The following is a 23,513-nucleotide window of genomic DNA, read 5'->3' on the forward strand; positions in this document are numbered from 1 at the left end:
ATTACTGAGCGACAGCCCCTTCCCCAGGCCGCCCGCCTACGACAAACCACAGCGGCCACAGCGCCAACGCCCCCGCCACACCCGCCGCCAAGGCAAAGTGCAGCAAGCTGGCCCCGGCGCCGATCATGGCCAGCACTGCCCCGCCCAAGCCCAGCAAGGCAATGGTGATCATCCCCAGCATGGCCGACACCAGGCCCTTGCTCTGCTCGCTGGAGAACAACGTCATGCGGTACAGCACGGCGTTGGCTACACCCAACCCCAGCGCGTACAGCGACATGCCCGCCACCACGCTGGTCACGCTTGGCCAGTACCAGGTCGCGAGCACCATCAGGCTCAGGCCGGCCAGATAAGGCCACAGCGCGCCTCGCACCAGGGCCGGCAGCGGGTAGCGGTCGGCGATGCGGTTGATGATCAGGTTGCCCAGGATCAGCCCGCCAAATACCGGCAGCTGCCACAAGGCGTATTCCATTGTGCTCAGCCCCTCATCGTGAATCAGCAGCACCGGCGACAGGCCGATCCAGCCAATCAGCGGCAAACCGACCAGCCCCAGGGCAGCACTGCCGGCAACGAAACGGCGGTTGGCCAACAACTGGCCATAACCGGCCAGCAACGGCAGCAGGTGAATCGGCGTAAATGCCAGGCGAGAACCGTCACGGCGCTCCACACCCAGCGTTTCCGGCATCAACCGGTACAACAGCACCCAGGCCAGCACCGCACCGATGGCAAAGGCCACGAACAGCCAGCGCCAATCCAGCCACTGCAGCAGCAAGGTACCCACCAGCGGCCCGAGCAACGGCGACAGCAAGGCGATGTTGGCCAGCAGGGCCATCATGCGCACCGCATCAGCCTCGCTGAACGCTTCGTTCAAGGCCGGGTAGCTGACCGTGACCACAAAGCCCAGGCCGATGCCCTGCAACAGGCGCAACAGGTTGAACAGGCCGATGTCGTGGACCCAGAACGTGGCCAGGCAGGCCAGGCCGAAGCACGCGCAGCCAGCTAGCAACAGCGGGCGCCGGCCATAACGGTCGGCCAGCGGGCCGATCAGCCATTGCAGCACCACGCCCCCCAGCAGGTACAGATTGAGGGCATGGGGGATGTATTCGGGGCTGGCGTTCAGGTCGCCCACCACCACCGGCATGGCCGGCATGACTGCGTCGCTGGCCAGGTAGGTCAGCAGCTCGAACAGGGCCAGAGTGAGGCCGAACAACAAGGCGCGCAGGGGGGTGATGTAGAGCAGTGGTTTCATGATGGCGTATCGGGTGTGGCAGGAGGGGTAAGGCTATATGCCAGAAATGGCGCGATATTGCTGTGAACAAGTGTAAAAACCGGGGCCTTGCGCCCCGGTTTCAATGAGGTGTCACTGCGTTGCAGTCTCCTGCACCACGCGAATCACCCGCTGCGGGAACGGAATATCGATCCCTTCAGCCTTCAGCCGGTCACGCGCATGCTCGTTGAGCATGAACATTACATCCCAGTAATCGGCGGTCTTGACCCACAGGCGCAACGACACGGTGATCGAGCTGTCGCCCAGGGTGGAAATCACCGCCTGCGGTGCCGGATCGGACAACACGCGGGGGTCCTGCGCCAGCTCCAGCAACACATTGCGGGCCTTTTGCAGGTCGGCCTCGTAGTCCACGCCCACATCGAACACCACCTTGCGCGTCGGCTGGCGGTTGGTGTTGGTGATGATGCCGTTGGACAGGCTGCCGTTGGGCATGATCACCGTCTTGTTGTCACCGGTGCGCAGCACGGTGTGGAAGATCTGGATGCTGTCGACCGTACCGGCCACACCCTGCGCCTCGATCCAGTCACCGATGCGGAACGGGCGGAACATCAGGATCAACACCCCACCCGCGAAGTTTGCCAGGCTACCCTGCAGCGCCAGGCCGATCGCCAGGCCTGCGGCACCGATAGCGGCGACAAACGAGGTGGTCTCGATGCCGATCATCGACGCCACGCTGACGAACAGCAGCACCTTCAGCACAATGTTCGACAAAGTGCTGATAAACCCTTGCAGGGCCGCATCGGCGCGCAACCCGGCCAGCTTGCCCAAGCGCGTGCTGACCCGGTTGATCAGCCACCAGCCAATGGCCAGTGTCAGCAGCGCCAACAGCAGGCGGCTGCCGTATTGCATGATCAACGGGATCCACGTCTGGGACTGGCGGACGAGCTGATCGACTTCAGCGTTCAAATCCATATTCATCTCCTGATGCCTGAAGGCATGTACACGGTAAAACCGGCCGCAACCCGCAACGCGGCCATGGAACCGATGGACATCATTTGGCCATCGGGGTTCCGGGCATTACCTGCATCAGTCGCGGAAGTTGTTGAACTGCAGCGGCATGTCGAATTCCTTGGTGCGCAGCAGGGCGATGGCTTCCTGCAGGTCGTCACGCTTCTTGCCGGTCACGCGCACTTGCTCGCCCTGGATGGCGGCCTGCACCTTCAGCTTGCCATCCTTGATGGTGGCAACGATCTTCTTGGCCAGGTCCTTGTCGATGCCTTCGCGGAACTTGGCTTCCTGTTTCTTTTCCTTGCCGGAGGCGTACGGGTCTTTGGTTTCCAGGCATTTCACGTCGATCTTGCGCTTGACCAGCGCCAGGCGCAGGATTTCCAGCATGGCTTCGAGCTGGAATTCTTCCTCGGCGGTGAGCATCACGGTCTGCTCTTTGTCCTTGAACTCGAAGGTGCCCTTGCCCTTGAGGTCGTAGCGGCGGTCCAGGTCCTTGATGGCGTTGTCGACCGCGTTCTGCACTTCGTGCTTGTCCAGTTCCGATACCACGTCGAACGAAGGCATGGTTGTTCTCCCAAAATAAAAGCGCGCTCAGGCTGACGATGGAGCGCGCTGGGTTTGACGGTTAAAATGCGGGCTCATTATAACGGGTTGCGAAACGCATATGAGCAGCACCTGGCATATTCTCGGCGCCGGCAGCCTGGGCAGCCTGTGGGCCTGCCGCCTGGCGCGCGCAGGCAAAGCTGTGCGCCTGATCCTGCGGGACGGTCAACGGCTGCAGGCCTACCAGCAAACCGGCGGCCTGACCTTGGTTGAACAGGACCAGCACCACCACTACGCCATTCCCGCCGAAACCGCGCAGGCGCAAGGCCCCATCCACCGCCTGCTGGTGGCCTGCAAGGCCTACGATGCCGCCCCGGCCATTGCCGGTGTGGCACACAGGCTGGCCGAGGGTGCCGACGTGGTGTTGCTGCAGAACGGCCTGGGCAGCCAGGACGACGTGGCCGACCTGGTGCCCCATGCACGCTGCATCTTCGCGTCCAGCACCGAAGGGGCGTTCCGCGAAGGCGACTGGCAGGTACGCTTTGCCGGCCATGGTTTCAACTGGCTGGGTGACCCGCGCCACCCGACCCTCCCCGCCTGGTTCGATGACCTGCATGACGCCGGCATCCCCGCTGAATGGACCGTGGACATCCTTACCCGCCTGTGGCGCAAACTGGCGCTCAACTGCGCCATCAACCCGCTGACCGTGCTGCACGACTGCCAGAACGGCGGGCTGCTGGGGCACCTGAGCGAAGTTGACGCGCTGTGTACCGAACTGGCCGAATTACTGCGCCGCTGCGGCCAACCGCAAGCAGCAGTCGAGCTGGACGAGGAAGTGCAACGGGTGATCCTCGCCACCGCAGCCAACTACTCTTCCATGTACCAGGACGTGCGCGCCGGCCGACGCACCGAGGTGCATTACCTGCTCGGCCATGCCTGCCGCGCAGCCGGGCGCCATGGCCTGCAATTGCCGCAGCTTGAACACTTGCGGCAGCGCCTGGTCGATAACTTGCGCACACGTGGCTTGCCCTGCGACTGATGCGGCCCTTCAACCGGATACGGACATTGCCTAGCCCATGACCTTGCGCCAACGCCTGGAAAACCTCCCGGTCGGGCAGAAGCTGCTGGCGGCCCTGCTGGTATTGCTGGTGACCATCCTGCTGGTGGCCAACCTCACCTTCATCAGTGCCGCCTACTGGATCACCCAGGAGAGCATGGCCCCGCAGGCGCTGCAGACTATCGGGCGGCTGGTGGCCAACCCGCAGCTTGCCTCCCGCGCGGGTGACACCGCAGAAACCGCCAACGCCCTGCTCAAGGAGCTGGACAGCTATACGCCATTACGTGCGGCCGCCGTCTACGGTGGCGATGGCCGCATGCTGGCGCAATTGCAGCATGGCGATCCGCTAACCCTGCCCAAGCGTTTTCGCAACATCGACGGCTGGCGCCTGATGGAGTTTCGCAGCACCCAGCTGATCCGCATCCCGCGCGACGCCAACCCGCCGGCGCACCTGCTGCTGGTGGCCAGCAGCGAGCTGCCCACCGCCTTCTACACCGGCACCCTCAGCGCCAGCCTGGGCATCCTGGTGTTCAGTATCCTGCTGTGGATCGTCATCGCCCGGCAGATCAAGCGCCTGATTACCCAGCCGATCAACCAGCTTGAAGAGCTCAGCCGCCAGGTCACCCGCGAAGAAAGCTACGCCCTGCGCGCCCGGCGCGGCAACGACGATGAAATCGGCAGCCTGGCCGATGCCTTCAACACCATGCTGTCACGCATCGAAGCCCGCGAGCAGCAGCTCAAGCGCGCCCGCGACGAGTTCCAGGATGCCTATGACCAGGCCCAGGGCCTGGCCGAGGAAACCCGCCACACCAACCGCAAGCTGGAGCTGGAAGTACAGGTACGCAGCAAGATCGAGAAAAAGCTCACGGGCTTCCAGAACTACCTCAACAGCATCATCGACTCGATGCCCTCGGCGCTGATCGCCCTCGACGAACAGCTCTACGTGACGCAGTGGAACCACGAAGCCACGGTACTCTCCGGCACACCACTGGACGAAGCGCTGAACCAACCGGTATTCATCGCCTTCGAACCGCTCAAGCCATTCCTTCCGCAACTGAAGGAAACGGTCGAGAAGCACCGGGTGGCAAAGATCGAGCGGGTCACCTGGCCCAAGGGCGACGACCTTCGCCACTACGCCCTGACCTTCTACCCGCTGACCGGCGGCGGCGGGCGCGGCGTGGTGATTCGCATCGACGACATCACCCAGCGGCTTTCGCTGGAAGAGATGATGGTGCAGTCGGAGAAAATGCTTTCAGTCGGTGGCCTGGCTGCCGGCATGGCCCACGAGATCAACAACCCGCTGGGTGCCATTCTGCACAACGTGCAGAACATCCGCCGGCGCCTGTCACCGGAGCTGCCGCGCAACCAGGAACAGGCCGAAGAGCTGGGTATCGACCTGCCAACGGTCAACCGTTACCTGGCCAGCCGCGAAGTGCCGCAATTGCTGGACGGTATCCAGCAGGCTGGCGCGCGAGCCGCCAAGATCGTCACGCACATGCTCAGTTTCAGCCGCCGCAGCAACCGCCAGCTGGTGCCGTGCGACCTGCCGGCCCTGATCGACCAGGCGGTGGAAATTGCCAGCAACGACTTCGACCTCACCATCGGTTTCGACTTCAAGGGCCAGGCCATCGTGCGCCAGTTTGACCCCACACTGGGTCCGGTGCCGTGCACGGCCAACGAACTGGAGCAGGTACTGCTCAACCTGCTGAAAAACGCGGCCCAGGCCATCCACCTGCGCCCTCAGCCGAGTGAACCCGGGCGTATAACCCTGCGCACGCGGCTGAATCCGCCTTGGGCGGAAATTCAAGTCGAGGACAACGGCGTCGGCATGCCCGAGGCGGTGCGCAAGCGCACCTTCGAGCCGTTTTTCACCACCAAGGAAATTGGCCAGGGCACCGGGTTGGGCCTGTCGGTCTCGTACTTCATCATCACCAATAACCATAAGGGGCAGATGGAAGTGCAGTCCACGCCCGGCCAGGGCACCTGCTTTACCCTGCGCCTGCCCCTCGGCCAGCCGGCGGCGCCGGCCAATACGGAGAAGTGACATGGGCTACCGCCTGTCGAAGATCTACACCCGCACCGGCGACAAGGGCGAAACCGGCCTGGGCGACGGTCGCCGGGTACCCAAGGACCACCCGCGGATCGAGGCGATTGGCGAGGTGGACAGCCTGAACAGCCAGTTGGGCGTACTGCTGGCGGGGTTGGTCGAGCAAGGGCTGGATGAGGTGAGCGCCGTGCTGGCGCCGTGTCAGCACCGCTTGTTCGACCTTGGGGGCGAGTTGGCAATGCCGAGTTACCAGGCGTTGAACCTGGCGGAGGTCGAGCGGCTGGAGGCGGCTATCGATGTGTGGAATGAGGAGCTGGGGCCGTTGAAGAACTTCATACTGCCCAGTGGTTCGGCATTGGTCGCTCAGGCGCACGTATGCAGGTGTCTGGCACGCAGTACGGAGCGACGGTGTCAGCAGCTGAATGCGGTGGAGCCACTGGAGGGCGTCGGCTTGGCGTATATCAACCGGCTTTCGGATCTTCTGTTTGTGGCGGCCCGGATCATTGGGCGGCGGCAGGGCATTGCTGAAGTGCTGTGGCAACCTGCCGAGAAGCCTCAGAGCTGATATTGCCGGGGCTGCTTTGCAGCCCCAATTGCTCAGATTTCAGGCCAGAACGCCCGGATCCCGGCCACACCTTGTGCACCGGCTTCCCAAGCCTGCTCGCGTTCACCGGGCCCTACCCCACCCAGCAGGTAGACAGGCTTGTTGAACCCGGCGATCAACCGCTGCGCCTCATCCCAGCCCAACGGCACCGCCTCGGGATGAGTCTGGGTCGCCTGCACGGGCGACAGGGTGACGAAGTCCACGCCCATCTGCTCCGCCAGCGCCAGCTCCTCAGCGCTGTGGCACGACGCTGCCAGCCAACGTTCCTTGGGGAATGGCCGGCCCTTGGCCGCGTACTTGCGCAACTGCGCCGCCGTCAGGTGCCAACCCGCCGAGGGGAAGTCACCCAGCCACTCCAGCGGCCCCTTGAGCATCAGCTGTGCCTTACCCGCACACAGCCCTACCGCATCCACCGCCACATCGCGGTACTTGGGGTCGTACATGTCCGGGGCACGCAGCTGGATCAGCCGAATACCGCTGGCCACCGCCTTCTGGATGCCCTTGAGCATCTGCGGCACTTCCAGGCCATCCGGGGTAATCAGGTATTGGTCCGGCAGGCGCGCAGCGGCAACGATCGGCTTGTTGGCCTCCGGGAATTCGTACTGCGGCAAGTCGCGCGGGGCCACCCATTCCAGCGGCTGCCCTTCGGCGCCATGGGGTTCGCCGGTGAACGCGTCGACCTCGCGCACGTCCAGCAGCACCTGCTTGTCCGGGTAATCATGGCTGACTTTGATCAGCGCACGCGAACGGGTCACCTCGATGCCCAGTTCCTCGCGCAGCTCACGGGCCAGCGCCGCTTCCACGCTTTCGCCCGGTTCTACCTTGCCGCCGGGAAACTCCCACAGGCCGCCCTGGTGCTGGGTATCCGCCCGGCGTGCGATCAGAATACGGCCGTCATTGCCGCGAATCACGGCAGCTACTACATGAATCCGTTTCACCCTTCACGCTCCGCCAGGCCTGCCTGCTGCCAAGCCTTGAAGGCTGGCCACTGATAAATGGTCTCGATGTAGGCGGCCGCCTCTGCTGGCACCGCCACGCGGTAGGTGCGTAGGCGTACGGCCACCGGGGCGAAGAAAGCATCGACCAGGCTCGGCTTGCCGAACAGGAACGGGCCGTTGTCCTTGGCCACCACGCGGCATTCGGACCAAAGCGCGACGATACGGTCGATGTCGACTTGCACGTCCAGTGGCACTTCGTCCAGGGCCCTGTCACGCGACAAGTCGAACGGCATGGCGCCGCGCAGGGCAAAGAAGCCGCTGTGCATCTGCGCGCAGGCAGAGCGGGCCTGGGCACGGGCAGCGACATCGGCAGGCCACAGTTGCGCGTCAGGGTGCTGTTCGTTGAGGTATTCGCCAATCGCCAGGGAGTCGGCGATCACACCGTGCTCGGTCTTGAGCAGCGGTACCTTGCCAGTGGCGGAGAATGCGAGGATGCGCTGACGGGTGTCAGGCTGGTTGAGTTTGATCAGGGTTTCTTCGTAGGGCACGCCAGCCAGCTCGAGGGCCAGGGCGCCACGCAGCGACCAGGAGGAATACAGCTTGTCGCCGATGATCAGGTGATAGCTCATGGTTCGGCTCCATCAGGTTTGTATTGCAAAACCCGCAGGCTGCTATGCAGCCTTTCGCGGGCAAGCCCGCTCCTACAGGGATCGCACCGCCCCTACAGGCAGTGCAAAACCTGTGGGAGCGGGCTTGCCCGCGAAGGGGCCTTAGGATCAGTACATCAAGTACGGTACTCGGCGTTGATCTTCACGTATTCGTGGGACAGGTCGGTGGTCCAGATGGTTTCGCTGCACGCACCACGGCCCAGCTCGATACGAATGGTGATCTCTTCCTGGGCCATCACTGCCGAACCTTGCGCTTCGGTGTAGCTTGGGCTGCGGCCGCCCTGGCTGGCGATGCACACGCTGTCCAGGTACACGTCGATCAGGCTCACATCCAGCTCCGGCACGCCTGCACGGCCAACAGCCGCGAGGATACGGCCCCAGTTCGGGTCGGAGGCGAACAGTGCAGTCTTGATCAGCGGCGAGTGGGCCACGGCGTAGCCGACGTCCAGGCATTCCTGGTGGTTGCCACCGCCGTTGACCTGCACGGTCACGAACTTGGTAGCACCTTCGCCGTCACGAACGATGGCCTGGGCCACCTCCATGCACACTTCGAACACCGCCTTTTTCAGCGCTTCGAACAGCGCGCCGCTGGCTTCGGTGACTTCTGGCAGGTTGGCCTTGCCGGTGGCGATCAGCATGCAGCAGTCGTTGGTCGAGGTGTCGCCGTCGATGGTGATGCGGTTGAACGACTTGTTGGCGCCGTCCAGCATCAGGTCCTTGAGCACCGCCGGAGCAACCTTGGCGTCGGTGGCGATGTAACCGAGCATGGTGGCCATGTTCGGGCGGATCATGCCTGCACCCTTGCTGATACCGGTGACAGTCACGGTCACGCCATCGTGCTGGAACTGGCGGCTGGCACCCTTGGGCAGGGTGTCGGTGGTCATGATGCCGGTGGCGGCTTCAGCCCAGTGGTTTTCCGACAGGTTGTCGAGGGCGGCCTGCAGTGCACCTTCGATCTTCTCGACCGGCAGCGGCTCACCGATCACGCCGGTGGAGAACGGCAGTACCGACTCGGCCGGCACGCCAGCCAGCGCGGCCAGCTTGGCGCAGGTACGCTCGGCAGCCGCCAAGCCTGGCGCGCCGGTACCGGCGTTGGCATTACCGGTATTGGTCAGCAGGTAACGCACGGTGCCCTGTACACGCTGCTTGGACAGGATCACCGGCGCTGCGCAGAACGCGTTGAGGGTGAACACACCGGCCACGCTGGAGCCTTCGGCACAGCGCATCACCACCACGTCCTTGCGCCCAGGGCGCTTGATGCCTGCAGAAGCGATGCCGAGTTCAAAACCCGGAACCGGGTGCAGGGTGGGCAAAGGACCAAGACCAACAGCCATTAGAGCGCTCCTAGAAAACGGTGAATATGGAAAAAGGGGGCCGCAATGCGGCCCCCAGGGTTGTCACGATACAGCAATCAGGTCAGATCACTCGATCTGGCCATGGCAATGCTTGAACTTCTTGCCCGAACCACACCAGCACGGCTCGTTACGGCCCAGCTTCTGGTCATTGCGCACCGGCGCCGAGGCTACTGCCACTTCGGCACCTTCTTCGCTCAGTTGCTCGCTTTCCAGGCCCGGTGCAGCGGCATGCTGAAACTGCATGCGGCTGGCCAGTTCCTCGGCCTCGCGGCGCAGACGGGCTTCTTCCTCGGCCGGGTCTTCGCGGCGAACCTGAACGTGCGACAGCACGCGGATGGTGTCGCGCTTGATCGACTCGAGCAGCTCCTGGAACAGGGTGAACGACTCGCGCTTGTATTCCTGCTTCGGGTTCTTCTGCGCATAGCCGCGCAGGTGAATACCGTGACGCAGGTGGTCCATGGTCGACAGGTGGTCTTTCCACAGGTCGTCCAGCACGCGCAGCAGGATCTGCTTCTCGAAGGTACGCAGGGCGTCGATACCGGCCTGGTCTTCCTTCTCGGTGTAGGCCGTGGTGATTTCGTTCAGCAGCTTCTCGCGCAGGGTCTCTTCGTAGAGGTGATCGTCCTCGTCGAGCCACTGCTGGATCGGCAACTTCATGGCGAAATCGCTGGCCAGCGACGCTTCCAGGCCGGCCACGTCCCACTGCTCGGGCAGCGACTGCGGCGGGATGTGCTGGCTGATGGTAGCGTCCAGCACTTCCTTGCGGAATTCGACGATGGTGTCGCCGATGTTTTCGGCGGCCAGCAGGCTGTTGCGCATGTGGTAGATCACCTTGCGCTGCTCGTTGGCCACGTCGTCGTATTCGAGCAATTGCTTACGGATGTCGAAGTTGCGGCCTTCGACCTTGCGCTGGGCCTTCTCGATGGCGTTGGTGACCATGCGGTGCTCGATGGCCTCGCCCGACTGCATGCCCAGTGCCTTCATGAAATTCTTCACCCGGTCAGAGGCGAAGATGCGCATCAGGCTGTCTTCCAGCGACAGGTAGAAGCGACTGGAACCCGGGTCGCCCTGACGGCCGGAACGGCCCCGCAGCTGGTTGTCGATACGGCGCGATTCGTGGCGTTCGGAGGCGATCACATGCAAGCCACCGGCTTCGATCACCTGCTGGTGACGCTTCTGCCAGTCGGCCTTGATTTGCGCGATCTGCTCGGCGGTCGGGTTTTCCAGGGCGGCCACTTCGGCTTCCCAGTTACCACCCAACAGGATGTCGGTACCACGGCCGGCCATGTTGGTGGCGATGGTCAGCGCGCCCGGGGCACCGGCTTGCGCGATGATCTCGGCTTCCTTCTCGTGGTACTTGGCGTTCAGTACCTTGTGATCGATGCCTTCCTTCTTGAGCAGGTTCGACATGTGCTCGGACGTTTCGATGGTCGCGGTACCCACCAGGATCGGCCGGCCCTGCTTCATGCTTTCCTTGATGTCAGCGATGATCGCAGCGTATTTCTCGTCGGCGGTCAGGTACACCAGGTCGTTGAAGTCTTTACGCGCCAGTGGCTTGTTCGGCGGGATCACCATCACGTTCAGCGCGTAGATCGATTGGAACTCGAACGCTTCGGTGTCAGCGGTACCGGTCATGCCGGACAGCTTGGTGTACAGGCGGAAGTAGTTCTGGAACGTGGTCGAAGCCAGGGTCTGGCTCTCGGCCTGGATGTTCAGGTTCTCTTTGGCTTCGATGGCCTGGTGCAGGCCCTCGGACAGGCGACGACCCGGCATGGTACGACCGGTGTGTTCGTCGATCAGCAGTACCTGGCCGTCCTGGACGATGTACTCGACGTTGCGGTGGAACAGCTTGTGCGCGCGCAGGCCAGCGTAGACGTGGGTCAGCAGGCCCAGGTTGTGCGCCGAGTACAGGCTCTCGCCCTCGGCCAGCAGGCCGGCCTGGGTGAGCATTTCCTCGATGTACTGGTGACCGGCTTCGTTCAGCTCGACCTGACGGCTCTTCTCGTCGATGGTGAAGTGGCCTTCCTGGGTAACCTGGCCTTCCACTTCCTCAATGTGCTGGGTCAGGCGCGGGATCAGGCGGTTGATCTCGATGTACAGCTTGGAGCTGTCTTCGGCCTGGCCGGAAATGATCAGCGGGGTGCGCGCTTCGTCGATGAGGATGGAGTCGACTTCGTCGATCACGGCGAAGTTCAGTTCACGCTGGAACTTCTCGTCCTGGCTGAACGCCATGTTGTCGCGCAGGTAGTCGAAACCGAATTCGTTGTTGGTGCCGTAGGTGATGTCGGACGCATAGGCCGCGCGCTTTTCTTCCGGCGGCTGGAACGCCGAGACGATTCCGACCGACAGGCCGAGGAATTCGTACAGCGGGCGCATCCAGTTGGCGTCACGGCGGGCCAGGTAGTCGTTGACGGTGACCACGTGCACACCCTTGCCGGACAGTGCATTGAGGTACACGGCCAGGGTACCGACCAAGGTCTTGCCTTCACCGGTGCGCATTTCTGCGATCATACCCTCGTGCAGGGTCATGCCGCCGATCAGCTGCACGTCGAAGTGGCGCATGCCCATCACGCGTTTGCCGGCCTCACGGGCCACGGCGAAGGCTTCAGGCAGCAATTGGTCCAGTGTCTCGCCTTTGGCCAAACGCTCCTTGAACTCTGCGGTTTTGCCCCGCAGCTGTTCGTCGGAGAGGGCCACCATCTTCTCTTCGAAGGCATTGACGATACTCACCGTCTTGAGCATGCGTTTCACTTCACGCTCGTTCTTGCTTCCAAAAAGTTTCTTTAACAAAGGCGCAAACATATCGGCAGGATCTTCCACACGTAGGGATGGAGGGCGGCCCCATGAGTCGCCCGTGCAGCCCTGAGGCCGCATGCGAACGAGCATTCTACCCGGAAACGATGGTGAGGAAAGTGGTGGATTTCCACGATGCTATTACAGCGTTTTGGCGGGGGCTTGTCTTAGATAGGGGCATTTTCCCTGAGTTCAAGGCTTGGCAACATGAAAGGTATCGAGAATTAGTCTTATCTTCTGCTGCCCGCGAAGAGGCCGGTGCAGGCTATAGAGGTGTTAAACTGCTGACCACGTAACCTCATGCATACCCCATGACCTACAAACCCTCCCCCGCCCAGCCACCTTCCGCCCTGCTCCGCCAGGTGCGCCCGCTGCGCCTGCTGCTGAACCAGGCCGAGCGCCTGGAGCACCTGCAGCGCCTGCTGGAAAGCCAGCTGCAACCGGCCGCCCGCGAACACTGCCATGTCGCGTCCTGGCGCGATGGTACCTTGCTGTTGGTGGTTACCGACGGCCATTGGGCAACGCGCCTGCGCTACCAGCAAAAGCGCCTGCTGGCGGCATTGCAGGCCATGGAAGCCTTCGGCAACCTCCGGCGCATCCTGTACAAGGTCCAACCGCCGCTGGTGCCGGCCAAGCGCGGCGGGCATGCTGCCGAACTCTCGAACAGCGCCGCCGAGAGCCTGCGCGACACCGCCGAGGGCATCACCGACCCCAAGCTGCGTGCCGCACTGGAACGGTTGGCTGCCCACGCCAACAGCAAGGCATAAAAAAGGCCACCCGAGGGTGGCCTTGATTACAACACTAGAGAGAGTGTTCGAACTTACACGGCCGCAACAGGGCGCATGTACGAGATCGGTGCCGTGCTGGCATCTTCGAAAGTGACCACTTCCCAGGCATCGGTTTCGGCAATCAGCTTGCGCAACAGCTGGTTGTTCAGCGCGTGGCCGGACTTGTAGCCCTTGAACTCGCCGATCAGGCTGTTGCCCAGCAGATACAGGTCGCCAATGGCGTCGAGGATCTTGTGCTTGACGAATTCGTCATCGGAACGAAGGCCGTCTTCGTTAAGCACACCCGTTTCGTCGACGACGATGGCGTTCTCTACACTGCCGCCCAGCGCAAGGTTGTGCTTGCGTAGGTACTCGATGTCACGCATGAAACCGAAGGTGCGGGCGCGGCTGACTTCCTTCACGAACGAGGTGCTGGAAAAGTCGACGACTGCACTCTGGGTCTGGCCCTTGAGGACCGGGTGATCGAAGTCGATCTCGAAGCTCACCTTGAACCCTTCGAAAGGCAGGAACGTGGCGCGCTTGTCGCCCTCTTCCACGGTGACCTCACGCAGGATGCGGATGAACTTCTTGGCTGCGTCCTGTTCTTCCAGGCCGGCAGACTGAATCAGGAATACAAAAGGACCGGCGCTGCCATCCATGATCGGCACTTCCGAGGCGGAGAGCTCGACGTAGGCGTTATCGATGCCCAGGCCCGCCATGGCGGAGAGCAGGTGCTCGACCGTATCGACCTTGACGTCACCGTTGACCAGCGTCGTCGACATGGTTGTCTCGCCGACGTTGGCCGCACGCGCAGGGATTTCGACCACAGGGTCGAGGTCGGCGCGGCGGAAGACGATGCCGGTGTCAACAGGTGCAGGCTTGAGGGTCAGGTAAACCTTCTCCCCGGAGTGCAGACCGACACCTGTGGCACGGATGGTATTCTTCAGGGTGCGTTGTTTAATCATGGCATTGGCCGCTTCAGCGCAAATTGCGAACAGGTATCAACAAAGGCTGGGGATGATAACAGACCCAACCTTTGATGAATACCAATCACCTTTATACCCCTGATAAATTCCATTAATCAGCCTGACGACGCAGGAAAGCCGGGATATCGAGGTAGTCCAGGTCGTCCTGAGGGTTCAGTTTAGCGGCTGCGGCAGCACCTGCATGGGCCTGGTTACGCATTACGGTCGGGCGCTCCAGGTCACGGTAGTTGACCGCTGGCTGCTCCTGACGAACCGGTGCGGGGTTGGATGCTTCGTACGCCTGCTGAGCGGTCTGCAGGGTGTTGTCCACCACTTTGACCGGCTTCTCGATGCGCGCGCCCAGGCCGGTGGCCACAACGGTCACGTGCAGTTCGTCGCGCATGTCCGGGTCGATCACGGTGCCGACCTTGACCATGGCGTGGTCAGAGGCGAAGGCCTCGATGATGCTACCCACATCGGAGTATTCACCCAGCGACAGGTCCGGGCCTGCGGTGATGTTCACCAGGATGCCGCGGGCGCCCTGCAGGTTGACGTCTTCCAGCAGCGGGTTGCGGATGGCAGCCTCGGTGGCTTCACGCGCACGGTTCGGGCCGCTGGCGCAACCAGTACCCATCATGGCCATGCCCATTTCGCCCATCACGGTACGCACGTCGGCGAAGTCGACGTTGATCATGCCCGGACGCTTGATGATGTCGGAGATACCGCGCACGGCACCGGCCAGAACATCGTCAGCCTTGGCGAACGCCGACAGCAGGCTGGCATCCTTGCCCAGGATGGTCAGCAGCTTCTCGTTAGGGATGGTGATCAACGAGTCGACGCTTTCGGCCAGCATGCGGATGCCTTCATCGGCGATCTGCATACGTTTGCGGCCCTCGAACGGGAACGGACGGGTCACCACGGCTACGGTGAGGATGCCCATTTCCTTGGCCACTTCGGCAATGATCGGCGCTGCACCGGTACCGGTACCGCCGCCCATGCCAGTGGTGATGAACACCATGTTGGTGCCCTGCAGCACTTCAGCGATGCGCTCACGGTCTTCCAGCGCGGCCTGACGGCCGACCTCCGGATTGGCACCGGCACCCAGGCCCTTGGTCACGCCAGTGCCCAATTGCAGGATGGTACGCGCACCGATGTTTTTAAGCGCTTGAGCATCGGTGTTGGCGCAAATGAATTCCACGCCTTCGATGCTGCTCTTGACCATGTGGTTGACGGCGTTGCCGCCACCACCACCAACGCCGATCACCTTGATGACCGGGCTTTGCGGGACGTTGTCTACGAGCTCGAACATTTTCCCTCTCCTTACAGTTCTCTAGTTGTTGCGCCTACCACTACTGCTTTGAAACTTAGAAGTTGCCCTGGACCCACTTCTTGAAGCGCTCAAGTACTGGGGCCTTCGGTTCATCGCCATAGCTGTTGTTGCTGCTGTTGCTGTTACCGGTCAGGACCATGTCCTCGGACTGCTTCAGCAGACCGTAGGTGAGCAGGCCCACGCCGGTGGAATAGATCGGGTTGCGCACCACGTCGCTCAGCCCCCGAACGCTGTGCGGTACGCCCAGGCGTACCGGCATGTGGAAGATTTCCTCGGCCAGTTCCACGGCACCTTCCATCTTCGCGGTGCCGCCGGTGAGGACGATGCCGGCCGGCACCAGGTCCTCGTAGCCGCTGCGGCGCAGCTCGGCCTGGATCAGGGTGAAGAGCTCGTCGTAACGTGGCTCCACCACCTCGGCCAGGGCCTGGCGCGACAGCTCGCGCGGTGGGCGGTCGCCCACGCTCGGCACCTTGATGGTCTCGCCGGCACCGGCCAGTTTGGCCAGGGCGCAGGCGTAGCGGATCTTGATTTCTTCGGCGTACTGGGTCGGGGTACGCAGGGCCATGGCGATGTCGTTGGTCACCTGGTCGCCGGCAATCGGGATGACCGCGGTGTGACGAATGGCGCCTTCGGTGAAGATGGCGATGTCGGTGGTGCCACCACCGATGTCCACCAGGCATACGCCCAGTTCTTTTTCATCGTCGGTCAGCACCGAGTACGCCGAGGCCAGCTGCTCGAGGATGATGTCGTCGATTTCCAGGCCACAGCGGCGTACACACTTCTCGATGTTCTGCGCCGCATTCACTGCGCAGGTGACCACGTGAACCTTGGCTTCCAGACGCACGCCCGACATGCCCAGTGGCTCGCGCACGCCTTCCTGGTTGTCGATCACGTAGTCCTGCGGCAGAGTGTGCAGCACACGCTGGTCGGCCGGAATAGCCACGGCCTGGGCGGCGTCGAGCACGCGCTCCAGGTCGGCCAGGCTGACCTCGCGGTCGCGGATGGCGACGATGCCGTGGGAGTTCAGGCTGCGGATGTGGTTGCCGGCCACGCCAACGAAGGCCGAGTGGATACGGCAGCCGGCCATCAGCTGGGCTTCTTCCACCGCACGCTGGATCGACTGCACGGTGGACTCGATGTTCACCACCACGCCTTTCTTAAGGCCGCGGGACGGATGGGTGCCGATCCCGACGATTTCCAGGGTGCCGTCTTCGCCCACTTCGCCCACCAGCGCCACCACCTTGGAGGTGCCAATGTCCAGCCCGACGATCATTTTGCCGCTATGCGCGTTTGCCATGGTCCTGCCTCTCTCTAATTCTTCGCAACGGCGGGTTGGGCCGTCGTCGGTGCAATCGGTTCCCGCCAGCCAACGGCAAGTCCGTTGGAATAACGCAGATCAATGCGGGCGATAGTGGTGATCTGGTCTTTGAGTGTCTTGTCGTAAATGGCAATGAAACGGCGCATCTTCTCCACCAGATGGTCGCGCCCCAGCAGCAGCTCGATGCCTGGCCCGGCGCTGCTCGCGCCCGTGGTCAGGAACCAGCTGCCTCGCTCGCGCAGCTCCAGGCGAGCGATGGAAAAGCCCAGGGGGCGCAGCATCTGGCTCAATACCTGATACTGCTGCATGACTTGTTGCTGAGCACGTTGCGGCCCGGCCAGCTGCGGCAGGTGCTCGTAGTTGGCCAGTTCACGCGGGGTAAAGGCCTGGCCCTGGTTGTTGAGCAAGGCTTCGTCACCCCAGCGTGCCACCGGCAGCTGTTCTTCCAGGCGGATCACCACCTCGTCGGGCCACACCCGGCGCACTTCGGCGTGGGCGATCCATGGCATCTGTTCGAGTTCCGCACGCATCGCCGGCAGGTCGACGCTGAAGAAACTCGCCGCCACGTAGGGCGCGATACGCTGCTGCACCGATTGCTGGCTGATGTAGCTGAGGTCACCCTGCACGTCGATCTTGGTGATCGGCCGGTCGGCATAGGGCATCAGGCGAATGGCACCCTCATAGGCACCAAAGCCGGCCGCCACCAGCAGCACCGGCCACAGCAGGCGTTTGAGGCCGCCCAGGCTTGGACGCGGCAGGCGCGCCGATACGGGCTCGTCGGCCACCAGCCGGCTGGCACCACGCGGCACCGGCTTACTACGGCCGGTAACGGGTTGCTGCTGACGTATCATCGCGCCTTGCATGGTTATTAACCTCGCGTCGCCACGCTTTCAGCCAGGATTGCCAGCACCAGTTGCTGGAAGTCCAGGCCAGCCGCGCGGGCCGCCATGGGCACCAGGCTATGATCAGTCATGCCGGGTGCGGTGTTGACTTCGAGCAGCCAGAACCGGCCCTGCTCGTCCTGCATCACGTCCAGACGCCCCCAGCCTTCGATGCCGATGGCATCGCAGGCGCGTGCGGTCAGGTCGATCAGTTCCTGTTCCTTGTCACTGTCCAGGCCGCACGGGATGCGGTACTGGGTATCGTTGGCGATGTACTTGGCGTCGTAGTCGTAGAACACATGCGGCGTCCCCAGTGCGATCGGCGGCAGCACCTGACCGCGCAAGACCGCGATGGTGAACTCCGGGCCGTGGATCCACTGTTCCACCAGTACCTGGGAATCGTATTTGGCGGCGTCCTGCCAGGCAGCGACCAGTTCCTGGGCGCTGTTCACCTTGGCCATGCCGATGCTAGAGCCTTCATGGGCGGGTTTGACGATAAGCGGGAAGCCCAGTTCCGTACTGGCCTGCAAACAATCGCTTTCGCTCGCCAATACCGCGTGGCGCGGGGTGGGAATACCCAGGCTCTGCCACACCTGTTTGGTGCGCAGCTTGTCCATGGCCAACGCCGAGGCAAGGATGCCACTGCCGGTGTAGGGGATGCCCAGGCACTCCAGCAGGCCTTGCATGCTGCCGTCTTCACCGCCACGGCCGTGGAGGATGATGAAGGCGCGGTCGATCTTCTCACTTTGCAGGCGGTCGAGCAGGTCGTCGCCCACATCGATGGCGACCACGTCGACACCGGCAGTGGTCAGGGCATCGATCACCGCAGCGCCGGACTTCAGCGACACTTCACGCTCGGCGCTTTTGCCACCGTACAGCACGGCGACACGGCCGAACGCCTTGACGTCCAGGGTTGAGTGCAGCTTTTCGTAGGCGCTGGTCATTTCGACTTCTCCTGCTTGGCGCCAGCGAACAGCGGGCTTTTCATCAGTTGCGGGGCGAGGCCGCCGACATCACCGGCACCCTGGCAGATCAGGATGTCACCTGCGCGCAGCAGCGGTTTCACCAGCGGTGCCAGCTCGGCGCCACGTTCGATGTAGATCGGGTCCAGCTTGCCGCGCTGACGGATGCTGTGGCAAAGCTGGCGGCTGTCGGCACCGGGAATCGGCTCTTCGCCGGCCGGGTAGACCTCCATCAGCAGCAACACGTTGGCATCGCCCAGCACCTGGACGAAATCGTCGTACAGGTCGCGGGTGCGGCTGTAGCGGTGCGGCTGGTAGACGATCACCAGGCGGCGGCTTGGCCACCCCCCCCGCACGGCCTTGATCACCGCCGCCACTTCGGTCGGGTGGTGGCCGTAGTCGTCGACCAGCATCACGCTGCCGCCTTCGACCGGCAGTTCGCCATACACCTGGAAACGTCGACCGACACCCTGGAAGCCAGACAAGCCCTGGATGATGGCCTCGTCGGTGATGCCTTCGTCAGTGGCGATGGCAATGGTGGCCAGGGCGTTGAGCACGTTGTGGTTGCCGGGCATGTTCACCGACACCTCAAGCGGCTCGCGGTCGCGACGCAGCACGGTGAAGTGCGTTTGCATGCCCTGCTGGCGAACGTTGATGGCGCGGATGTCGGCCTCTTCGCTGAAGCCATAGGTTACGGTCGGGCGCTTCACCTGCGGCAGGATCTCGCGCACCACCGGGTCGTCCAGGCACATCACGGCCAAGCCGTAGAACGGCAGGTTGTGCAGGAACTCGACGAAGGTTTTCTTCAGCTTGTTGAAGTCACCTTCATAGGTCGCCATGTGGTCGGCGTCGATGTTAGTGACCACGGCTACCATCGGCTGCAGGTGCAGGAAGCTGGCATCACTTTCATCCGCTTCGGCGATCAGGTAGCGGCTGGTACCCAGCTGGGCATTGGTGCCGGCAGCGGTCAGGCGGCCACCGATGACGAAGGTCGGGTCCAGGCCGCCGGCGGCGAACACCGAGGCCAGCAGGCTGGTGGTGGTGGTCTTGCCGTGGGTACCGGCCACGGCCACGCCATGGCGGTAGCGCATCAGCTCGGCAAGCATCTCGGCGCGCGGCACTACCGGAATGCGGCGCTCCAGGGCGGTGGCCACTTCCGGGTTGGCCGGGTTGATGGCGCTGGACACCACCAGCACATCGGCGGTGGCGGCGTTCTCGGCGCGGTGGCCGACGAAGATCTCGGCACCGAACGATTCCAGGCGCTCGGTCACCGGCGAGGCTTTCAGGTCGGAACCGGACACTTCATAGCCCAGGTTCAGCAACACTTCGGCAATGCCGCACATGCCCACGCCGCCGATACCGACGAAGTGGATACGGCGGATACGGCCCATCTTCGGTTGGGGCATGGCTTTCTGGCTCTCAACCATGGGCCACCTCCAGGCAGATATCGACCACGGTGCTGGTTGCGGCAGGTTTGGCCAGGCGCCGTGCGGTGCCTGCCATGACGTTGAGTTTTTCGGGTTGCATCAGCACCTCGTTCAGGCGTTCAGCGAGCTGCGCTGCGCCAGTTGTCGCTTGTGGCATCAGGAAGGCAGCGCCTTCTCGGGCCAGATATTGGGCGTTGTGGGTCTGGTGATCGTCGATGGCGTGGGGCAAAGGCACCAGCATCGAGGGCAGGCCTGCTGCCGCCAGCTCGCTGACGGTCAGGGCACCGGCCCGGCACACCACCATGTCGGCCCAGCCATAGGCTTGGGCCATGTCCTTGATAAAGGGCTCTACCTGAGCCTCGACGCCCGCCTCGTGATAACGCTCGGCGGTAATCGGCGCGTGTTGCTTGCCGGCCTGGTGGAACACCTCTGGCCGCAGGGTGGCGGGCACTTCGGACAGGGCCTTAGGCAACAATTTGTTCAATGGTTCCGCACCCAGACTGCCACCGAGCACCAGCAGGCGTGCACGGCGCTCGGCCAGGGGGGCGCGTTGCGCTTCCATGAACAGCTCCGGGCGCACCGGGTTGCCGGTGGTACGACGCTTGTCGCTGGCCTCGAAGGTGTTCGGGAAAGCTTCGCAGACCCGCGCCGAGAGCGGCACCAGCAGCCGATTGGCGGTACCTGCACGCGCGTTCTGTTCGTGGATCACCAGCGGCACGCCACACAACCGCGCGGCCACACCGCCGGGGCCGGTCACGTAGCCACCAAAGCCCAGCACGCACACCGGCTTGAGCTGGCGAATGATGCGCCGAGCCTGCAGCACGGCCTTGACCAGGGTGAACGGCGCCTTGAGCAGCGACAGTTTGCTTTTGCCGCGCAGGCCGCTGACCTGAATCAGGTGCAGTGGCAAGCCAGCCTGTGGCACCAGCTCGTTCTCAATGCCACGCGGGGTGCCCAGCCAGTGCACGCTGTAACCGCGCGCCTGGAACTCCCGCGCGCAGGCCAGGGCCGGGAACACGTGGCCCCCGGTGCCGCCAGCCATGATCAATACGTTCTTGCCGTCAGCGGCCATGACTGGTCTCCTCGGCAAAATCGCTTTCGCTGAATTCGTGTTCCTCGCTGCCCAGGTGCGTACGGCTTTCCCACTCGATGCGCAGCAACAAACCCACGCAGGCGCAGCAGATCACCAGCGAGCTACCTCCGTAACTGAGGAACGGCAGGGTCAGGCCTTTGGTCGGCAGCAGGCCGACGTTTACGCCGATGTTGATCAGGAACTGGCCAATCCACAGGAAGGCCAGGCCAAAGGCCACATACGCTGCAAAGAACTGCTTGGCTTTTTCGGCCCACAGGCCGATGTACAGGGCACGCACGGTGACGAACACGAACAATGCGATGGTCACCAGCGAACCGACGACGCCCAGTTCTTCGGCCAATACCGAGAACACGAAGTCGGTGTGCGCCTCGGGCAGGTAGAACTGCTTCTGCACGCTGTTGCCCAGGCCAACGCCCAGCCACTCGCCACGGCCGAAGGCGATCAGTGCCTGGGTCAACTGGTAGCCCGAGCCGAACTGGTCGGACCACGGGTCGGTAAAGGTAATAAGTCGCGCCATCCGGTACGGCTGCGCCTGTACCAGTACGAACACCGCCAGCACCGCCAACACCACCATCAGACTGAAGCGGAACAGCCCCACCCCGCCCAGGAACAGCATGGCCGCCGCGGCACCCATCATTACCACGGTGGCGCCGAAGTCCGGCTCCATCAGCAACAGGGCAGCCATGGGCAGCAGCACGATGAACGGTTTGAAAAAGCCCATCCAGGTCTCGCGTACCTCGGTTTGCCGACGTACCAGGTAACCGGCCAGGTAAACGACCACGAATACCTTGGCGATTTCCGAAGGCTGCACGTTGAAGAAGCTGAAACCGATCCAGCGCATCGAACCGTTCACCTCACGGCCGATACCCGGCACCAGCACCAGCACCAGCAGGCCGAAGGCGCCCAGCAGCATCATGAAGCCCATGCGCTGCCAGGTGGCGATCGGCACCAGCATGGTGGCGCCACAGGCCACCAGGCCCAGGAACACGTACACCAGGTGGCGGAACATGTGATAAAGCGGGTTGCCCGACTGCACCGCAGCCACTTCCGACGACGCCGAGGTGATCATCACCAGGCCCAGGCCCAGCAAGGCCAGGCAGCCGGCGAGCATCGGGAAGTCCAGGTCGATGCCACGGCCGCTGATCAGCGGCGACGGGTAGGGCTTGAAGATGCCGAAGATCATGCAAGGCCTCCCGCTGCCTGGGCGAACAGGCGCCCGCGCTCTTCGAAGTTCTTGAACATGTCGAGGCTGGCACATGCGGGCGACAGCAGCACGGCATCGCCGGCCTGAGCCAGTTTGGCACACTGTTGCACGGCGTCATCAAGGGTCTTGACCCGTACCAGTGGTACGTCATCACCCAGGGCCTCGGCCAGGCGCTCGGCATCACGGCCAAGCAGTACCACGGCCCGGCAGAAGCGCTTGACCGGCTCACGCAAGGCCGTGAACTCGGCACCTTTGCCGTCGCCACCGGCGATCAATACCAATTTGCCTTCGATATCGGCACCCAGGCCTTCGATGGCGGCCAAAGCTGCACCGACGTTGGTGGCCTTGGAATCGTCGTACCAGTTCACGCCATTGCGCTCACGCACCCACTGGCAGCGATGGGCCAGGCCACCGAACTCGCGCAGGGCTTCGAGCATGGGCTCGAACGGCAGGCCTGCGGCATGCCCCAGGGCCAACGCCGCCAAGGCATTGCTCTGGTTGTGCGCACCGCGAATCTTCAGTTCACGCGCTGGCATCAGCGCCTGGAACTCGAATGCCAGGTATTTCTCGCCATCCACTTCGCGCAGGCCGAAGGCCTTGAAGTCCGGCTGGTTGAGGCCGAAGGTCCAGCACGGGCGGCCTTCCACCGGCAGCGGCCGGCTCAGGGCGTCCTGACGGTTGACCACGACCTGCTTCGCGCCACGGAAAATCCGGTGCTTGGCCAGGTGGTAGGCCGGCAGGCCGCTGTAGCGGTCCATATGGTCTTCGCTGATGTTCAGTACGGTGGCCACTTCAGCATTGAGCTGGTCGGTGGTTTCCAGCTGGAAGCTGGACAGCTCCAGCACGTACAGCTCGACGTCATCGGCCAGCAGGTCCAGCGCCGGGGTACCGAGGTTGCCACCCACCGCTACACGCTTGCCCGCCTTGGCGGCCATTTCGCCGACCAGAGTAGTGACAGTGCTCTTGGCGTTGGAGCCGCTGATGGCAATGATCGGCGCTTTGGCGTTGCGGGCGAACAGTTCGATGTCACCGGACAGTTTCACACCACGCGCAGCAGCCTGCTGCAGGGCTGGCGTGGCCAGGGCCAGGCCAGGGCTTACGTACAGTTCGTTGGCGCGGCACAGGAAGTCCACATCCAGTTCACCACAGCGCACTTCCACCTGCGGGTAATCACGGCGCAGGGTGTCCAGTTCCGGCGGTTGCTCGCGGGTGTCGGCGACCGCAAAGGCAATGCCCCGGTTCGCCAGGAAGCGAACCAGGGACATGCCGCTCTTGCCGAGGCCGACAACGATGCGGAATTGGTCGGAAGCGATCAAAGACACGCTCAT

20 protein-coding genes are annotated in these 23,513 nt (G+C 63.2%); 4 read left to right on the plus strand and 16 right to left on the minus strand.

Features of this window, described 5'->3' with window-relative positions; genetic code table 11:
* Position 1: 1 nt before the first annotated feature.
* From ACF8MI_RS08785 to ACF8MI_RS08795, 3 genes are all read right to left on the minus strand, one after another.
* Positions 2 to 1,246 (minus strand): MFS transporter, encoded by a 1,245-nt coding sequence (locus ACF8MI_RS08785; RefSeq protein ID WP_200929118.1) that lies wholly within the window; start codon positions 1,244 to 1,246, stop codon positions 2 to 4.
* Positions 1,247 to 1,357: 111 nt separating this feature from the next.
* Positions 1,358 to 2,197 (minus strand): mechanosensitive ion channel family protein, encoded by an 840-nt coding sequence (locus ACF8MI_RS08790; RefSeq protein ID WP_016713578.1) that lies wholly within the window; start codon positions 2,195 to 2,197, stop codon positions 1,358 to 1,360.
* Between the two features lie 114 nt (positions 2,198 to 2,311).
* Positions 2,312 to 2,797: a YajQ family cyclic di-GMP-binding protein gene (locus tag ACF8MI_RS08795; RefSeq protein WP_016713577.1), complete on the minus strand. Its 486-nt coding sequence runs from the start codon at positions 2,795 to 2,797 to the stop codon at positions 2,312 to 2,314.
* 100 nt (positions 2,798 to 2,897) lie between these two features.
* On the opposite strand from ACF8MI_RS08795, the gene ACF8MI_RS08800 reads away from it, so the two are divergent.
* The 3 genes from ACF8MI_RS08800 to ACF8MI_RS08810 are packed head-to-tail and all read left to right on the plus strand — an operon-like array spanning position 2,898 to position 6,445.
* Positions 2,898 to 3,815 (plus strand): putative 2-dehydropantoate 2-reductase, encoded by a 918-nt coding sequence (locus tag ACF8MI_RS08800; protein WP_060498015.1) that lies wholly within the window; start codon positions 2,898 to 2,900, stop codon positions 3,813 to 3,815.
* Positions 3,816 to 3,852: 37 nt separating this feature from the next.
* A complete protein-coding gene (locus tag ACF8MI_RS08805; RefSeq protein WP_060498016.1) occupies positions 3,853 to 5,877 on the plus strand; it encodes an ATP-binding protein in 2,025 nt (674 codons plus the stop codon).
* A 1-nt stretch (position 5,878) separates the two neighbouring features.
* Positions 5,879 to 6,445, plus strand: coding sequence for a cob(I)yrinic acid a,c-diamide adenosyltransferase (locus tag ACF8MI_RS08810; protein WP_060498017.1), 567 nt, complete (start codon positions 5,879 to 5,881; stop codon positions 6,443 to 6,445).
* A gap of 32 nt (positions 6,446 to 6,477) precedes the next feature.
* Here the strand turns inward: ACF8MI_RS08810 and ACF8MI_RS08815 are convergent, their stop codons facing one another.
* From ACF8MI_RS08815 to secA, 4 genes are all read right to left on the minus strand, one after another.
* Positions 6,478 to 7,422: a Nudix family hydrolase gene (locus ACF8MI_RS08815; protein WP_060498018.1), complete on the minus strand. Its 945-nt coding sequence runs from the start codon at positions 7,420 to 7,422 to the stop codon at positions 6,478 to 6,480.
* On the minus strand, positions 7,419 to 8,051 hold the full coding sequence (locus ACF8MI_RS08820; protein WP_060498019.1) for a glutathione S-transferase family protein: 633 nt from the start codon (positions 8,049 to 8,051) through the stop codon (positions 7,419 to 7,421). The genes ACF8MI_RS08815 and ACF8MI_RS08820 overlap by 4 nt, the downstream gene beginning before the upstream one ends.
* A 155-nt stretch (positions 8,052 to 8,206) precedes the next feature.
* Complete coding sequence (gene argJ / locus ACF8MI_RS08825) at positions 8,207 to 9,424, minus strand: bifunctional glutamate N-acetyltransferase/amino-acid acetyltransferase ArgJ (RefSeq protein WP_060498020.1); 1,218 nt, start codon at positions 9,422 to 9,424, stop codon at positions 8,207 to 8,209.
* A gap of 87 nt (positions 9,425 to 9,511) precedes the next feature.
* A complete protein-coding gene (gene secA, locus ACF8MI_RS08830) occupies positions 9,512 to 12,247 on the minus strand; it encodes a preprotein translocase subunit SecA (RefSeq protein WP_016713569.1) in 2,736 nt (911 codons plus the stop codon).
* A gap of 302 nt (positions 12,248 to 12,549) precedes the next feature.
* Here secA and ACF8MI_RS08835 point away from each other — a divergent pair, with 302 nt between their 5' ends.
* The gene (locus tag ACF8MI_RS08835) at positions 12,550 to 13,005 is read left to right on the plus strand and encodes a DUF721 domain-containing protein (protein ID WP_104833378.1); all 456 of its coding nucleotides are present in this window, start codon (positions 12,550 to 12,552) and stop codon (positions 13,003 to 13,005) included.
* Between the two features lie 53 nt (positions 13,006 to 13,058).
* Here the strand turns inward: ACF8MI_RS08835 and lpxC are convergent, their stop codons facing one another.
* From lpxC to murD, 9 genes are all read right to left on the minus strand, one after another.
* On the minus strand, positions 13,059 to 13,970 hold the full coding sequence (gene lpxC / locus ACF8MI_RS08840; protein WP_016713567.1) for a UDP-3-O-acyl-N-acetylglucosamine deacetylase: 912 nt from the start codon (positions 13,968 to 13,970) through the stop codon (positions 13,059 to 13,061).
* Between the two features lie 112 nt (positions 13,971 to 14,082).
* Complete coding sequence (gene ftsZ / locus ACF8MI_RS08845) at positions 14,083 to 15,279, minus strand: cell division protein FtsZ (RefSeq protein WP_003251871.1); 1,197 nt, start codon at positions 15,277 to 15,279, stop codon at positions 14,083 to 14,085.
* A gap of 55 nt (positions 15,280 to 15,334) precedes the next feature.
* Positions 15,335 to 16,597 (minus strand): cell division protein FtsA, encoded by a 1,263-nt coding sequence (gene ftsA / locus ACF8MI_RS08850; protein WP_016713566.1) that lies wholly within the window; start codon positions 16,595 to 16,597, stop codon positions 15,335 to 15,337.
* A 14-nt stretch (positions 16,598 to 16,611) separates the two neighbouring features.
* Positions 16,612 to 17,481 (minus strand): cell division protein FtsQ/DivIB, encoded by an 870-nt coding sequence (locus tag ACF8MI_RS08855; RefSeq protein ID WP_012274056.1) that lies wholly within the window; start codon positions 17,479 to 17,481, stop codon positions 16,612 to 16,614.
* A 5-nt stretch (positions 17,482 to 17,486) separates the two neighbouring features.
* A complete protein-coding gene (locus ACF8MI_RS08860) occupies positions 17,487 to 18,443 on the minus strand; it encodes a D-alanine--D-alanine ligase (RefSeq protein ID WP_060499797.1) in 957 nt (318 codons plus the stop codon).
* Positions 18,440 to 19,888, minus strand: coding sequence for a UDP-N-acetylmuramate--L-alanine ligase (murC, locus tag ACF8MI_RS08865; protein ID WP_016713564.1), 1,449 nt, complete (start codon positions 19,886 to 19,888; stop codon positions 18,440 to 18,442). Before murC ends, ACF8MI_RS08860 begins: the two co-directional genes overlap by 4 nt.
* Complete coding sequence (gene murG, locus ACF8MI_RS08870; RefSeq protein WP_060499796.1) at positions 19,881 to 20,960, minus strand: undecaprenyldiphospho-muramoylpentapeptide beta-N-acetylglucosaminyltransferase; 1,080 nt, start codon at positions 20,958 to 20,960, stop codon at positions 19,881 to 19,883. The genes murC and murG overlap by 8 nt, the downstream gene beginning before the upstream one ends.
* Entirely contained in the window at positions 20,950 to 22,164 is a 1,215-nt protein-coding gene (gene ftsW / locus ACF8MI_RS08875) for a putative lipid II flippase FtsW (RefSeq protein WP_060499795.1), read from the minus strand. Before ftsW ends, murG begins: the two co-directional genes overlap by 11 nt.
* Positions 22,161 to 23,507, minus strand: a complete 1,347-nt coding sequence (gene murD, locus ACF8MI_RS08880) for a UDP-N-acetylmuramoyl-L-alanine--D-glutamate ligase (RefSeq protein WP_200929117.1) — start codon at positions 23,505 to 23,507, stop codon at positions 22,161 to 22,163. Before murD ends, ftsW begins: the two co-directional genes overlap by 4 nt.
* Positions 23,508 to 23,513: the final 6 nt, after the last annotated feature.

This window comes from Pseudomonas sp. yb_9 (genome assembly GCF_043103635.1).
In the GTDB taxonomy this organism is placed as follows: Bacteria; Pseudomonadota; Gammaproteobacteria; order Pseudomonadales; family Pseudomonadaceae; genus Aquipseudomonas; species Aquipseudomonas monteilii.